The organism is Shinella sp. 1A1 (assembly GCF_055379515.1).
In genome coordinates this window covers 1545916-1559712 of the sequence record NZ_AP039671.1, presented here as the reverse complement: position 1 = coordinate 1559712, position 13797 = coordinate 1545916, and the positions used below count along the sequence as shown (strand labels likewise).

At 64.6% G+C, this 13797-nt stretch carries 16 protein-coding genes; 6 read left to right on the top strand and 10 right to left on the bottom strand.

All coding sequences use genetic code 11. From position 1 onward, the window contains the following. Nucleotides 1-29: 29 nt before the first annotated feature. The 4 genes from ACZ48C_RS07910 (at nt 30) to tgt (ending at nt 3277) form a co-directional block, all read left to right on the top strand. The gene (locus tag ACZ48C_RS07910) at nt 30-545 is read left to right on the top strand and encodes a peptidylprolyl isomerase (RefSeq protein ID WP_119256343.1); all 516 of its coding nucleotides are present in this window, start codon (nt 30-32) and stop codon (nt 543-545) included. Nucleotides 546-624: 79 nt separating this feature from the next. Continuing rightward, a complete protein-coding gene (locus ACZ48C_RS07905; RefSeq protein WP_464782667.1) occupies nt 625-1074 on the top strand; it encodes a DMT family transporter in 450 nt (149 codons plus the stop codon). Between the two features lie 8 nt (nt 1075-1082). Next, complete coding sequence (queA, locus tag ACZ48C_RS07900; RefSeq protein ID WP_464782666.1) at nt 1083-2150, top strand: tRNA preQ1(34) S-adenosylmethionine ribosyltransferase-isomerase QueA; 1068 nt, start codon at nt 1083-1085, stop codon at nt 2148-2150. Then, entirely contained in the window at nt 2147-3277 is a 1131-nt protein-coding gene (gene tgt / locus ACZ48C_RS07895; protein WP_454635424.1) for a tRNA guanosine(34) transglycosylase Tgt, read from the top strand. The genes queA and tgt overlap by 4 nt, the downstream gene beginning before the upstream one ends. A 9-nt stretch (nt 3278-3286) precedes the next feature. On the opposite strand, the gene ACZ48C_RS07890 is transcribed toward tgt, so the two are convergent. Both ACZ48C_RS07890 and ACZ48C_RS07885 read right to left on the bottom strand, forming a co-directional pair. After that, on the bottom strand, nt 3287-3709 hold the full coding sequence (locus ACZ48C_RS07890) for a DUF4864 domain-containing protein (RefSeq protein WP_464782665.1): 423 nt from the start codon (nt 3707-3709) through the stop codon (nt 3287-3289). Next, nucleotides 3706-4233, bottom strand: a complete 528-nt coding sequence (locus ACZ48C_RS07885; RefSeq protein WP_464782664.1) for a DUF1428 domain-containing protein — start codon at nt 4231-4233, stop codon at nt 3706-3708. Before ACZ48C_RS07885 ends, ACZ48C_RS07890 begins: the two co-directional genes overlap by 4 nt. Nucleotides 4234-4444: 211 nt before the next feature. Between ACZ48C_RS07885 and ACZ48C_RS07880 the strand changes: the two genes are divergently transcribed. Further along, nucleotides 4445-5389, top strand: coding sequence for a phosphoribosylaminoimidazolesuccinocarboxamide synthase (locus ACZ48C_RS07880; protein WP_464782790.1), 945 nt, complete (start codon nt 4445-4447; stop codon nt 5387-5389). On the opposite strand, the gene ACZ48C_RS07875 is transcribed toward ACZ48C_RS07880, so the two are convergent. The 8 genes from ACZ48C_RS07875 to ACZ48C_RS07840 form a co-directional block, all read right to left on the bottom strand. Next, a complete protein-coding gene (locus ACZ48C_RS07875) occupies nt 5377-6195 on the bottom strand; it encodes an MBL fold metallo-hydrolase (RefSeq protein WP_464782789.1) in 819 nt (272 codons plus the stop codon). The genes ACZ48C_RS07880 and ACZ48C_RS07875 overlap by 13 nt on opposite strands. Before the next feature lie 11 nt (nt 6196-6206). After that, a complete protein-coding gene (locus tag ACZ48C_RS07870) occupies nt 6207-6986 on the bottom strand; it encodes a TatD family hydrolase (RefSeq protein ID WP_318911953.1) in 780 nt (259 codons plus the stop codon). 7 nt (nt 6987-6993) lie between these two features. Further along, nucleotides 6994-8544, bottom strand: coding sequence for a methionine--tRNA ligase (metG, locus tag ACZ48C_RS07865; RefSeq protein ID WP_313194922.1), 1551 nt, complete (start codon nt 8542-8544; stop codon nt 6994-6996). Between the two features lie 88 nt (nt 8545-8632). Then, a complete protein-coding gene (locus ACZ48C_RS07860; protein WP_464782663.1) occupies nt 8633-9664 on the bottom strand; it encodes a DNA polymerase III subunit delta' in 1032 nt (343 codons plus the stop codon). Beyond that, nucleotides 9661-10338, bottom strand: coding sequence for a dTMP kinase (gene tmk, locus ACZ48C_RS07855; protein ID WP_464782662.1), 678 nt, complete (start codon nt 10336-10338; stop codon nt 9661-9663). Before tmk ends, ACZ48C_RS07860 begins: the two co-directional genes overlap by 4 nt. 127 nt (nt 10339-10465) lie before the next feature. Beyond that, nucleotides 10466-11635, bottom strand: coding sequence for a D-alanyl-D-alanine carboxypeptidase family protein (locus ACZ48C_RS07850; RefSeq protein ID WP_464782661.1), 1170 nt, complete (start codon nt 11633-11635; stop codon nt 10466-10468). Nucleotides 11636-11730: 95 nt separating this feature from the next. Beyond that, nucleotides 11731-12726 (bottom strand): septal ring lytic transglycosylase RlpA family protein, encoded by a 996-nt coding sequence (locus ACZ48C_RS07845; protein WP_464782660.1) that lies wholly within the window; start codon nt 12724-12726, stop codon nt 11731-11733. Between the two features lie 226 nt (nt 12727-12952). After that, entirely contained in the window at nt 12953-13168 is a 216-nt protein-coding gene (locus ACZ48C_RS07840) for a hypothetical protein (protein WP_119256330.1), read from the bottom strand. A gap of 273 nt (nt 13169-13441) precedes the next feature. On the opposite strand from ACZ48C_RS07840, the gene ACZ48C_RS07835 reads away from it, so the two are divergent. Further along, nucleotides 13442-13732, top strand: a complete 291-nt coding sequence (locus ACZ48C_RS07835; RefSeq protein WP_318911962.1) for a hypothetical protein — start codon at nt 13442-13444, stop codon at nt 13730-13732. Nucleotides 13733-13797 lie beyond the last annotated feature (65 nt).

The window sequence follows — 13797 nt, the reverse complement described above, 5'->3', positions numbered from 1 at the left end:
GCGCAACAGGCTTTAGAAGGAGAAAGACTATGGCCGAGATCAAGGATCCGGAAAACACCATCATCATGGAGACCACGAAGGGAAAGGTGGTCATCCAGCTTCTTCCGGATCTCGCACCGGGCCACGTCGCACGCGTCAAGGAACTGGCGCGCGAAGGCGCCTATGACGGCGTCGTCTTCCACCGCGTGATCGAGGACTTCATGGCCCAGACGGGCGACGTGAAGTTCGGCAAGCAGGGCGGCGCCGACTTCAACCCGGCCCGCGCCGGCATGGGCGGCTCGGAAAAGCCGGACCTCAAGGCCGAATTCTCCAACATGAGCCATGTGCGCGGCACCTGCTCCATGGCGCGCAGCCAGATGCCGAACTCCGCCAACTCGCAGTTCTTCATCTGCTTCACGGACGCGCCCTGGCTGAACAAGCAGTATTCCGTCTGGGGCCAAGTCATCGAAGGCATGGAAAACATCGACAAGATCAAGCGCGGCGAGCCGGTGCGCGATCCCGACTCGATCGTCTCCATGAAGGTTGCCGCCGACGTGGCAGCCTGATAGAAAGCCGTCGTTTTCGACCGCGCTCGCCCCGGCGGGCGCGGTTTTTCTTTGTGCGCTTTTCAAGAGACAAGTCGATATGACCGCTTTCCTCTGGGCGCTGCTCGGCATTGCGGCCGGCGCGTGCATCGCAATCCAGGCTCCCGTCAACGCCCTGCTCGGACGCGGTCTCAGCATGCCGGTCGCGGCAGCCTGCGTCTCGTTTCTCTCCGGGGCGATCATCCTCGGCATCGTGATGCTCGCCACCACCTCCTTCGAGGGGCGGGCGCCCGACTGGCGCGGGCCGGACCTCTGGCTCTATGTCGCCGGCGGCGCGCTTGGCACCGTCTATGTCACCACCGCGATCTACCTGACGCCGCGCATCGGCGCGGCCGCCGTCATGGCCTTCGCCGTCTCCGGCCAGCTTCTCGCGGGCATCCTGCTCGACCGTATCGGCTTCCTCGGCATGGCCGTTCGTGAAATCTCCGTCGGCCGCATCGCCGGCGCCCTCCTGCTTGTCGCCGGGGCGCTGATGATCCGCTTCCTCTGAGGCCCGCCATGCGCGTCGACCTTTTCGATTTCGACCTGCCGGAGGAGAACATCGCGCTTCGCCCGGTGACCCCGCGCGAAGCGGCAAGGCTGCTCGTCGTGCGGCCCGGCGCCGACATGCCCTATGAGGACCGCACCATCGGCGACCTGCCGTCGCTGCTGCGCCCGGGCGATGCGCTGGTCTTCAACGATACGCGCGTCATTCCCGCCCAGCTCGAAGGCACCCGCCACCGGGCAGGGGCGGGCGGCCAGAAGGTCTCCGCGACGCTGCACATGCGCATTGCCGGCGACCGCTGGAAGGCCTTCGCCAAGCCGGGCAAGCGCATCAAGCTTGGCGACCGCATCACCTTCGGCGCGGCGGAGAACCTGTCGGCAACCGTCGAGGAGAAAGGCGAGGGCGGCGAGGTCACCCTGCATTTCGACGCATCGGGTCCTGAGCTCGACCGCGCCATCGCCACGGTCGGCCATATCCCGCTGCCGCCCTATATCGCCTCCAGGCGCGCCGACGACGAAGCGGACCGCAAGGATTACCAGACGATCTATGCCAGGGAGGAGGGCGCCGTCGCCGCGCCCACGGCCGGGCTGCACTTCACCGACACCCTCTTCGAAAAGCTCGACGCGCTCGGCGTGGAGCGGCATTTCGTGACGCTGCATGTCGGCGCCGGGACCTTCCTGCCGGTCAAGGCGGACGATACGACGGACCATGTCATGCACGAGGAGATCGGCTATGTCTCGGAAGAGACCGCCGCCGCCCTCAATGCAGTCCGGGCGAGGGGCGGGCGCATCGTCTCCGTCGGCACGACATCGCTGCGCCTCCTCGAAAGCGCTGCCGGCGAAGACGGCACAATCAGGCCCTGGTCCGGCGCGACGGGTATCTTCATCACGCCCGGCTACCGCTTCCGCACGGCCGATATCCTGATGACCAATTTCCACCTGCCGAAGTCGACGCTCTTCATGCTCGTTTCGGCCTTTTCCGGCCTGGAGACGATGCGTGGTGCCTATGGCCATGCGATTTCGACCGGCTACCGCTTCTATTCCTACGGCGACTCCAGCCTGCTTTTTCGGGACGACCGATGACCGAGACCTTCCAGTTCAAACTTCTCGCCACCGATGGCAAGGCCCGCCGCGGCGAGGTCTCCATGCCGCGCGGCACCATCCGCACGCCGGCCTTCATGCCCGTCGGCACGGTGGGCACGGTCAAGGCGATGTATCTCGACCAGGTGCGCGAACTCGGCGCCGACATCATCCTCGGCAACACCTATCACCTGATGCTGCGGCCCGGCCCGGAGCGCGTCGCGCGGCTCGGCGGCCTGCACGAGCTGATCCGCTGGCCGCACCCGATCCTCACCGATTCTGGCGGCTTCCAGGTTATGTCGCTCTCGGGCCTGCGCAAGCTCGACGAGCAGGGCGTCACCTTCAAGAGCCATGTCGACGGCGCGCTGCACCACATGTCGCCGGAGCGCTCCATCGAAATCCAGGGCCTGCTCGACAGCGATATCCAGATGCAGCTCGACGAATGCGTGGCGCTGCCGGCATCGCCGAAGGAAATCGAGCGCGCCATGGAAATGTCGCTGCGCTGGGCCGAGCGCTGCAAGGTGGCCTTCGGCGACCAGCCGGGCAAGGCGATGTTCGGCATCGTGCAGGGCGGCGACATCCCGCATCTGCGCGTGCGGTCCGCGCAGGCGCTGGCCGAGCTGAACCTCAAGGGCTACGCCATCGGCGGCCTTGCCGTGGGCGAGCCGCAGGAGGTCATGCTCGACATGATCGACACGACCGTCCCGCACATGCCCTTCGAGAAGCCGCGCTACCTGATGGGCGTCGGCACGCCGGACGACATGCTGAAATCCGTCGCCCGCGGCATCGACATGTTCGACTGCGTGATGCCGACCCGTTCGGGCCGCCACGGCCTTGCCTTCACCCGCCGCGGCCGCATCAACCTGCGAAACGCCCGCCACGCCGAGGACATGCGCCCGCTGGACGAGGAATCGAGCTGCCCGGCCGCCCGCGACTATTCGCGCGCCTATCTGCACCACCTCATCCGCGCCAACGAGTCGCTCGGCGGCATGCTGCTGACCTGGAACAATCTTTCCTATTATCAGGACCTTATGGCCGGCATTCGCAAGGCGATAGAGGAGGGGCGTTTCGCCGATTTCATGGCGGAAACCCAGGAGAACTGGGCGAGGGGCGATCTCGCCCCTCTCTGAGACGCAGGTCTAGATTTCAGGCCCCGGCGCCGCATGCACCATGTGCACGCCGTTGATCTTGTAGCTGCCGTCGGGCTGCTTCACGAGTTGGTAGAAGGCCGTCCAGTCCTTGCCGCCCGGCCCCGAAATCAGCACTTCCTGCACCACCGTATCGCCCTGCACCTTCGAGCGGCCGAAGGCGACATGGCCCGGCCGGAAGACCGGCGCATAGTTCTTCTTCACCATGTCGAAGAAGGCGTCCTCGGTCGGAAACCGGTCGCGGACGGAGGGTGAGGCGAAGGCATAGGCGCTCTTCGCATCGTGGTTCAGGAACGCCGCGATCTGGCTCTGGATGATGCTTTGCACCGTGTCGATCGGCTCTTCCGCCCATGCGGGGGAAGCCGTGAGCATGGGCAATGATAGACCGAGGAACATGGCGGCAGAGAGCTTCATGGCGATAACATCTCCCGAAGCGGCGCGAAGCTTCCGGCCACGAGACGGCGGCCTTCGAAGACCAGGCCTTCACCGGGCTCCGGCTGGATGCGGGAATCTGCCAGTGCCTTTCGCAATCCGCTATCGCGGGCGTCCTTGCTGGGCCATTCGGTCCAGGCGAGAATGACCGTTTCGCCGGGCCGTGCATCGGCGGCGAGGATGAAGTCCCGCAAGGGGCCGGCAGCGGCAAGCGCATCCCGCGCGCCATCCGCATGGAATTCCTCGCCGCCGGGCGTCTCTGGATCGAGCCGGAAATCGACGATGCGAGTCGCGCCGTATTCCCGATAGACGTCGGCGACCTTCCGCGAGAAAGCCTCGTAGGCAGCAAGCTTGTCGATGGCGACCGGTATCAGATAGGCGTCGATGTACATTGTCCCGTTCTCCGGCAAGGCAAAGCGACAGCGCGGATGGTACTCCAGAGCGCCGCCGCAGGCGAGGTGCATCGGAAGAACAGGTTCGTCAAAGCGGAGGGCGGTAAAGCTCATAGCGCCGAAAATGCCGGCATGCAGGGCGCTTCGTCCTTGCCCACCTAGCCCCATATAAAAGTCGCATAAGATAGGTTATGGAACTAAAAGATACGCCTGAATACCCCGAAAGCGCTGGAAACCCGGTTTTCGCCTTGACCGGAATGCTTTCCCGGCCTTAAGCGAAACGGCAGACGGAACCAACAGCGAAAGCCCTGCCACGATGAGCGATTTGCGCATTCTCTCCGACGCCCATATCCCGGAACTGCCGAACCGCTACAAGGGCAAGGTTCGCGAGAACTACGACCTGCCGGACGGCAGCCGCATCATCATCGCGACGGACCGGCTCAGCGCCTTCGACGTCATCCTGACATCCATTCCCTTCAAGGGCCAGGTGCTGACACAGACGGCGCGCTACTGGTTCGAGGAAACCGCCGATATCTGCCCGAACCATGTCCTGGCCTATCCGGATCCGAATGTCGTCATCGGCACGCGGCTCGACATCCTGCCGGTCGAGGTCGTCGTGCGCGGCTATCTCGCCGGCACCACCAGCACGTCGATCCTGACGAAATACCGCAAGGGCGAGCGCCAGATGTACGGCATCACGCTGCCGGACGGCCTCAGGGACAACGAAAAGCTTCCCCAGCCGATCATCACGCCCACCAGCAAGGCCTTCGACGGGGGCCACGACGAGCCGCTTTCCGGCGAGGAAATCCTTGCCCAGGGCCTGCTGACGGCCGAACAATGGGAAACCGTCTCGCGCTATGCGCTTTCGCTCTTCGCGCGCGGACAGGCCCGCGCGGCCGAGCGCGGCCTGATCCTCGTCGATACGAAATACGAATTCGGCACGGACAAGGACGGCCGCATCGTTCTGGCAGACGAGATCCACACACCGGATTCGAGCCGCTACTGGATCGCCGACAGCTACGAGGAAAGCTTCGCCAAGGGCGGCCGGCCGGCCAGCTTCGACAAGGATTTCGTGCGCACCTGGGTCACCGAACGCTGCGACCCGTACAAGGACCCGATCCCGGAAATCCCGCGCGAACTCGTCGAGCAGACCTCGAAGGTTTACATCCAAGCCTTTGAACAGATTACCGGAAAGACCTTCATGCCCGACCTTTCCGGCGCCACGGTCCTCGACCGCATCCGCAAGAATCTGGCACCCTATTTCGCCTGATCGTCGGAAAGCGAGACCTCGAAGCTGAGGCCATCATACGCCGGCTCCACATGGGCCGGCGTTTCCTTTTGAACCGTGTCGTAATCGAGCGGCACATGCATATGCGTCAGGATCGCCCGGGCCGGCTTCAGCCGCTCGATCCATTCCAGCGCCTGGCCGATGGACAGGTGGCTCGAATGGAAGCGGTATTGCAGCGCGTCGATCACCAGCATGTCGAGACCGGCAAGATGCGGTAGAGTCTCGTCCGGAAAGTCGCTGATGTCGCTGCAATAGGCGACATCGCCGATGCGGAAGCCGAGCGAATGGATCGAGCCATGCACCTGGAGGAGGGGCTGAAACGTGATCGCGCCCCCTGCCCCTTCGATGGTCACCGGCGCATCCATCGGGTCGATCAGGTTCTCCGTAACGATGGGCGGATACATGCTGCCGAGCGGCGTCCTGAGGCAATAACCGAAGCCTTCTCGGATGCGGTCCATCGTCTCGACATCGGCCCAGATCGGCACCTGCCGGTGATTTTGCAGCACGAAGCCGCGAATATCGTCGATACCGTGGATATGGTCGGCATGGGCGTGGGTATAGAGCACGGCGTCGATGCTCTCGACGCCGGCCGAAATCATCTGCGTGCGGAAATCCGGCCCCGTGTCGATGACGACGGTCGTCTTGCCCTCCGGGCCGATCTGCTCGACGAGGAAAGCGGCGCGGGTGCGGCGGTTCTTCGGATTGGCGGGATCGCAGGCGCCCCAGTCACCGGTGATGCGCGGCACGCCGGGAGACGAGCCGCAGCCGAGAATGGTGAAGCGACGCATATAGGCCACGGCTACACCCGCGGCATCTTCGAGAAGATGCGGAAGGCGTTTTCCGTGGTGATGCGGGCGATCTCTTCCGTGCTGACACCGACTGTATCGGCCAGTACCGCCGCCGTGTGGGCCGTATAGGCCGGCTCGTTGCGCTTGCCGCGGAACGGCTTTGGCGCGAGATAGGGCGCGTCCGTTTCCACCAGCATGCGCTCCAGCGGCACGGTCCTGGCGATCTCGCGCAGCTCTTCCGATTTCGGGAAGGTCAGGATGCCGGAGAAGGAAACGTAGCCGCCAAGCTCGACACCGACGCGCGCCAGCTCGGCGCCGGAGGAGAAGCAATGCAGCAGGAAGGGGAAGGCCCCCTTCCCCGTTTCCTCGGTCAGGATCGCCGCCATGTCCTCGTCGGCCGAGCGGCTGTGGATGACGAGCGGCAGGCCCGTTTGCCGGGCGGCTGCGATATGATTGCGCAGGCCGATGGCCTGTGCATCGCGCGGCGCATTGTCGTAATAGTAATCGAGCCCCGCCTCGCCGATCGCCACCACGCGCGGATGGTTCGACAGCTCGACCAGCTCCGAAACAGGAATGTCCAGCTCCTCGTCCGCATTGTGCGGATGCGTGCCCACCGAGCAGAAGACCGACGGATACTTTTCGGCGATCGCCAAGATCGTCGGGAATTTGCGCACCCGGGTCGAGATCGTGATCATTTGCTTCACGCCGGCCGCGTGCGCCCGCGCGACGATATCGTCGCGCTCCGCCTCGAAGTCGGGAAAATCCAGATGGCAGTGGGTGTCGATCAGCATCTCGGTCTCACGCCTCTGGGGCGACGTAGCGCGGGAAGACCGGCGTCGGCGCTTCCAGCGGCGTGCCGCTGACGAGACGGCCGGCCTCGCCGAGCGCCGCGAAGTCGCGCTTGTCGACGGGCGCGGCGACGAGGTCGAGCAGCTTGCGGCCGGACTTCGGCATGAAGGGCTGCAGCAGGATCGCGATCTGGCGCACGACTTCCGCCGTCACATAGAGCACGGTGCCCATGCGGACGGGGTCGGTCTTCTTCAGCGCCCAGGGCGCCTCGCCGGCGAAATAGCGGTCGGCTTCCGAGACGACGGCGATGATCGCGGCCAGCGCCCTGTGAATCTGCTGCTTGCCCATCTCCTCGCGGGTGACGGCGTGCAGCGCGTCGACGGAGGCGAGCATCGCCCGGTCCGCCTCGGACAGCTCCCCGCATTCCGGCACCTTGCCGTCGCAGTTCTTGACGATCATCGACAGCGAGCGGCTTGCAAGGTTGCCGATGCCGTTGGCGAGGTCGGAGTTGATGCGCGTCGCGATCCCCTCCTCGCTATAGCTGCCGTCCTGGCCGAAGGAGACCTCGCGCAGGAAGAAATAGCGGATCTGGTCGAGGCCGAAATGGTTCACCAGATTGACCGGATCGACCACGTTGCCGAGCGACTTCGACATCTTCTCGCCCTTGTTGAGCAGGAAGCCGTGGGCGAAGACGCGTCCGGGCAGCGGCAGGCCGGCGGACATCAGGAAGGCCGGCCAGTAGACGGCATGGAAGCGGATGATATCCTTGCCGATGATGTGGATGTTCGCCGGCCAGTATTTCGCACGATCGCCTTGCGGATCAGTGAGATAGCCGGTTGCGGTAATGTAGTTTGTCAACGCGTCGACCCACACATACATGACATGCGCCGGGTCGTCCGGAACCGGAATGCCCCAGTCGAAGGTCGTGCGCGAGACGGAGAGGTCCTTGAGGCCGGACTTGACGAAGGAGATCACCTCGTTGCGGCGCTCGGCCGGGCCGATGAAATCCGGGTTGTCCTCGTAGTGCTTCAGGAGCTTTTCCTGATAGGCGGAAAGGCGGAAGAAGTAGCTCTCCTCCTCCACCCATTCGACGGGCGTGCCCTGCGGGCCGTAGCGAACACCGTCGTCGCGCTTCTCGGTCTCGTTTTCCTGGTAATAGGCTTCGTCGCGAACGGAATACCAGCCGGCATAACCGCCCTTGTAGATATCGCCATTGGCGGCCATGCGGCGCCAAATCTCGGCGCAGGCCTCGTAGTGGCGCTCTTCGGTCGTGCGGATGAAATCATCGTTAGACGCATTAAGAAGAACGGCCATATCCTTGAATTCTTTTGAATTCCTATCCGCCAGCTCGCGCGGCGAAATGCCTTCCTTGCGCGCCGTCTGCTGCATCTTCTGGCCGTGCTCGTCCGTGCCCGTCAGGAAGAAGACGTCGCGCCCGTCGAGCCGCTGGTAGCGCGCCATGGCATCCGTCGCGATCAGCTCATAGGCATGGCCGATATGCGGCTTGCCGTTCGGATAGGAAATGGCGGTGGTGATGTAGAAGCGGGACGTGTCGGTCATCTGGGGTGCGTTCTGTCTTCGGTTGTGCAATGCCGCAAGGTATTAGACCATGCGGACGCAGAGGGAAACAGCAAGTTTCCGCTTTGAACTAGAGCGCGGCGCGGATGTCGTCGAGGACGGTGATGATCGTCTGCTTGCGATCGAGATTGTAGGCCTGCGCGATGGTGATGCGCTCGCCGAGCTGCGAGGAAAGGTGGGCAAGCCGGTCGGCGCGGGCGATGTCGCCGGAAAGCGCCGCGCTGCGGGCCGCATCTGTGACGAAGTCCGAGACGTGCTGGCAGAAGAAGGAGAAGACCGTGTCGCTGTCCTTGGCCGACAGCACGTCGGCGAGCCTGTGCACGTCGCGGCGTGGCGGCTCGCCCGGCGCCGCGACGATGGCGCGGAAGGCTTCCACGATGTCGAAGCCGCCGTAGTTCACGAGCTTCAGCGCTTCGGAGACGCTGCCGTGGGCGGCGGACAGCACCTCCCCTGCCCGAGCGCCGGACGGCGCCGCGCCGAGGCTTTCCAGTGCGGCGGCGAGATCGCTCTCCGACAGCGGAGACAGCGACAGCGGCAGGCAGCGCGAGCGGATGGTCGGCAGCAGCTTGCCGGGCGCGTGGGTCAGGACGAGGAAGAGCGAACGCTTCGGCGGCTCTTCGAGGATCTTCAGGATGGCGTTGGCAGCGTTGCGGTTGAGGTCGTCCGCCGGGTCGATAATGACGATGCGCCAGTTGCCCGTGCCGGACGTCTGCGCCAGGAACTTTCCGGCCTTGCGCACCTCGTCGACGGTGATGGCGGATTTCACCTTGCCGGTCTTCTCATCGACCGGGCGGGTAAGATGCAGCAGATTGTGCGAGGCGCCGGCGGCGAGCTGGCGGGTGATGGGCGACGCAGGCGACGGGTCGGCCATCGTTTCGGGCGCGTCCGCCGGTTCCGGATGGTGCAGCACATGGTTGGCGAAGCGGAAGGCGAGCGTCGCCTTGCCGATGCCCTCCTGCCCCTCGATGAGGATCGCGTGATGGCCCTTGCCGGAGCGATAGGAGCGCGCCAGGAACGCCGCCGCCTCGGCATGGCCGAAGAGCTTCGTCTGCTCGGCGGGATGCACCGCGCCATCGAGGATGCCGGGACGCTCCTCGCTCACGAGACATGCTCCGGATGGCCATGCGCATTGATCGGCAGCAGCGGCTCGACGATGGCGAGCACTTCCGCGGCAATCGTCTCCTGCGCCTTGGTGGCATCGACCACGCGGCAGCGCAGCGGCTCGCGCTCGGCGATGTCGAGGAAGGCCTCGCGGCGCTTCTCGTGGGTCTCCAGCTCTTCCTTCTCGAAGCGGTCGGGCTGCTCGTCCGGCCCGGCGGCGCGCTTGCGGGCACGTTCGAGGCCGATGGAGGCGGGAAGATCGAAGATGATCGTGCAGTCCGGCACGACGCCGTTGATCGCCACCCGCTCGAGCGTCTCGACGAAGGATTGCTCCAGATTGCCGGTTATGCCCTGGTAGACGCGGGAGGAGTCCATGAAGCGGTCGCAGAGGACGACGGTGCCCGCAGCAAGCGCCGGGCGGATGACCTGCTCGACATGGTCGCTGCGCGCCGCGGCGAAGAGGATCGCCTCCATGCGGATGCCGTAGGGTTCGGCCGCGCCGGACAGCAGCACGTGGCGCACCGCCTCCGCGCCCTTCGAGCCGCCGGGCTCGCGCGTCATGAGCACGGTCAGCCCGCGCTCGCGCAAGGCATTCGCCAGAAGCCGTATCTGCGTCGACTTTCCGGCGCCTTCGCCGCCTTCGAACGTGACAAACAAACCGGGTGCGGCAGACAAATCCTAGTTCCGTTCCAGCGGCCGCCGCGGCGGCCATTTGACATTTTCCGGTGAGGCGGAGGCGAGTCGGACCACTACTAACCCATGTTTCCGGCGGACGAAACGCTTTTCACCCTGCCCCGCCCCGTCAAATCCAGAAGAAGAACAGTTCGATCAGCGCATCCAGCGCGCGCGAGCGCAAGGTGCCGACGGTCACCGTCCCGGCGGTCTTCACCGGCACCTCGCGCAGGAGCTGCTTGTCGTTCCAGATTTTCAGCGTGCCGACGTCCTGTCCGGGCTCCACCGGCGCGCGCACCGGCCAGTTATAGACGACGCGGGCGACGAGCCGCTGAGAATTATCCTTGGGCAGGAACACGTCGACCTCGTCGCCCGCGACGAGCGGCACGGTCGAGGCGCTGCCGCCATAGACGCTCGCATCGGCGATCGTCTCGCCCTCCTTGAACAGCGTGCGCCGCTCGAAGGTCGCCAGCGCCCATTCGATGATGCGGCGGGATTCCTCCGTGCGCACCTTGTCGCTTTCCATGCCGCCCATCGCCAGCAGCAGGTGCTTGCCGTCACGGTTGACGGCGGCGACGATGGAATAGCCGCCCTCCTCCGAAAAGCCGGTGACGAAGCCGGTCACGCCGATATTGAGCGCCAGGAGAGGATTGCGGTTGCGCTGCTTGATCTTGTTCCACTCGAATTCCGGTTCGAGATAGTAATGCATATAGGCCGGATAGGCCGTTTCGAGATGCCGGGCGAGCAGCACCATCTCGCGCATCGTCACCTTGTTGCCGGGATCCGGCAGGCCGGTGGCATTGGCGAAGGCGGATTTTTCCAGCCCGAGCGCCCTCGCCTCCGTATTCATCCGCTCGACGAAGGCGGTTTCCGAACCCGCAATGCCCTCGCCCAGAATGATGCAGGCATCGTTCGCGAACTGGACGGTGACGCCGCGCACGAGATCCTCGACGCGCACGCTGGATTTCAGCGCCGCGAACATGGTGGAGGTGCGCGACGGCGCGCCGCCGGTCCGCCAGGCATGTTCCGTGACAGGATATTGCGTATCGAGCGTGATCTCGCCGGCCGACAGCGCCTTGAAGACGCTCGCCATGGTCATGAGCTTGGCAAGGGAGGCCGCAGGAACGACCTCGTCTTCCGCCCGGGCGAAAAGCACCGTGCCGGTCTCCGCCTCGATCATGTAGACCTGTCTTGCCTTGACGTCGAAGCCGGCCTGCGCCTGCGGCGCCGGGGACTGGGCGTGCGCAACCGTCAGCAGGGACAGGAAGAGAATGAAGCAAGCAGAAAGGCGGCGATGCATGGCGACTCCGGGTGCCGTCACACTCCCACAGCCGGACGCGTTGCGCAAACGGCTTTGCGGGAAGAAGGCGCCACGCCGCCCGTCACGCCCTATCCTCAACCCGCGTTGTCGGCGAGCGCGGAAAGCGGCGTCAACTGGCCGTCGAGCGTGAGGATGGCGTCGAAGGCGCCGGAGGCATCCCGCACCCGCTCATCCGCATAGGCGGCCGCGTAGCTGCCGCCGGAAAGCTGCGGAACGAAATCCGGCCGCTCGATCGGCACCGGGCCGATTTCGGGCAGGAGCACGAATTCCTGCTCCATGACCTGGAACGGAATGGCCTGCGGCGCGGTCTTGTTGAGCGCCGTCATCGCGCTCTGCTCCGGCATGGAGAACGTATCTTCGCCTGTCGAAGGCATCGCACGCGTATCGGCGGAAGCCACCATGACGCCGGTCGCGATCTGGCCGCCCGGATCGACCGCCGGAATGCGCGATCCCTTCTGCACGTAGGAGGCCATGAGATAGGGCATGTCGTTGCCCTCGAGCGGCGCCTTGCCGACATATTGCACGCGCACCTTGGCCGTGCCGGTGCGCTTCATGTCGAGGAGGTCGGCCGTCTTGGACGAGACGTCGATCAGGCGGTTTTCGTGGAACGGGCCGCGGTCGTTGACGCGCACGATGACCGACGTGCCGTTTTCGAGATTGGTGACGCGGGCATAGCTCGGCAGCGGGAATGTCGGATGGGCGGCGGAAAGGTGGTAGCGGTCGTAGACCTCGCCGTTCGCCGTCTTGCGGCCGTGGAAGGCCGAACCGTACCAGGAAGCAAGACCGGTCTTGCTGTAGCCCATCTCTTCCTTCGGCTGATACCACTTGCCGCGGACCTGATAGGCCTTGCCGAGCTGGTAGCGCCCGCCGCCCTTCGGCACGGGCTGGCCATCCTCGACGATACGGGGGCTCGCCTTCACGCCGTATTCGGATTCGGAGAAGAATTCCTTGCTGCGGACCTTCTTCTTGGGAGCTTGAGCCGTCGTCGCACAGGCGGCAAGGCCTGCGCAGACCAGCGGAATTGCGATGAACCGAAGGCCTTGGCCAAGACGGTTCGCACTCTTCTTCAAGTTATTATGTCCCACGCCGCTATTGTCCCCGACAGTGTGTCAGCCAACTGCCTTGCCCCTGCAAGTCGGCCGTCAATGCCATTCAGTAAATAACAGTGTGTTAATCATGCCAGTAAGATGGCGAAATTGCGAATGAACGCCGCAATGGGCGCGAAGATTGATAAGTTATGGTTTATGCATGGTTAAGGCGCCCGCCGGACCTGGCGAGCGCCGGCTCTGCATTTCGTCAGGTCGCCTCGACCTGGAGGACATCGAAAAGCCGATCGGGATCGCGCACGCCATGACGATAGAGCGTGATGATCGAGCGTGCCAGGGAACGCGCCCCGGCCTCGTCGAGGCGAAGGCTGCCCGAGGCGGTCAGGCGGGTGAATACGCCTTTCAGGATATCGAGGTCCTGCGGTTCAAACATGCCGATATGCGTGGGGTCTCGAAGCACGTCCATTGCGGCCTCCCCTTGCTTGGCACCGAGCCGGCAGTATCGCTTTCCGGTGCCGTTAAACTCTAGGGCCACAATGCGTCCGCAACAAGTCGGGAAAAGTTATATGGCGTTTTACGTCCTGTGCCATCGCGGCACGGCGGGCGCGATGCCGGCCTCCGGCGGGTGAGCCATGCCCTGGGCCGAAGCGCTTGTCCACCGGCCAACCCGCCCGCCCGCTTGTCTCCCCCAGGCCCCCTGCCTATCTTGCGGCCGACGGAATCAGCAGGAAAATCAAAGATGTCGAATACCAGAAACCTGATCGCCTCCGCCCTTGCAGCCATCGTCGTCGGTGGCGGCGTCATGGCCTATGACACATGGAAGGGTGCCGAATGGGTCGTCTCGCCCGAACAGATCGCCGCCGCCAAGGCGGAAGGCAAAGCCGGCTACGAATCCTCGCCTGGCACCGTCACCGTCCTGCCGATCCGCAGCGAGACGGCTGACATCCTGCCGTTCAAATGGGGCCTCTACGGACTTGCCGCCGGAGCCCTGACCTTCCTTTCCCTGCGAAAGAAGAAGGCGGCCGCCTGACATTGCCGGGATGCCGGATTTCGTATTGCCTCGCGAAATCCGGCATCACCCGCGCCTGTGGCCCA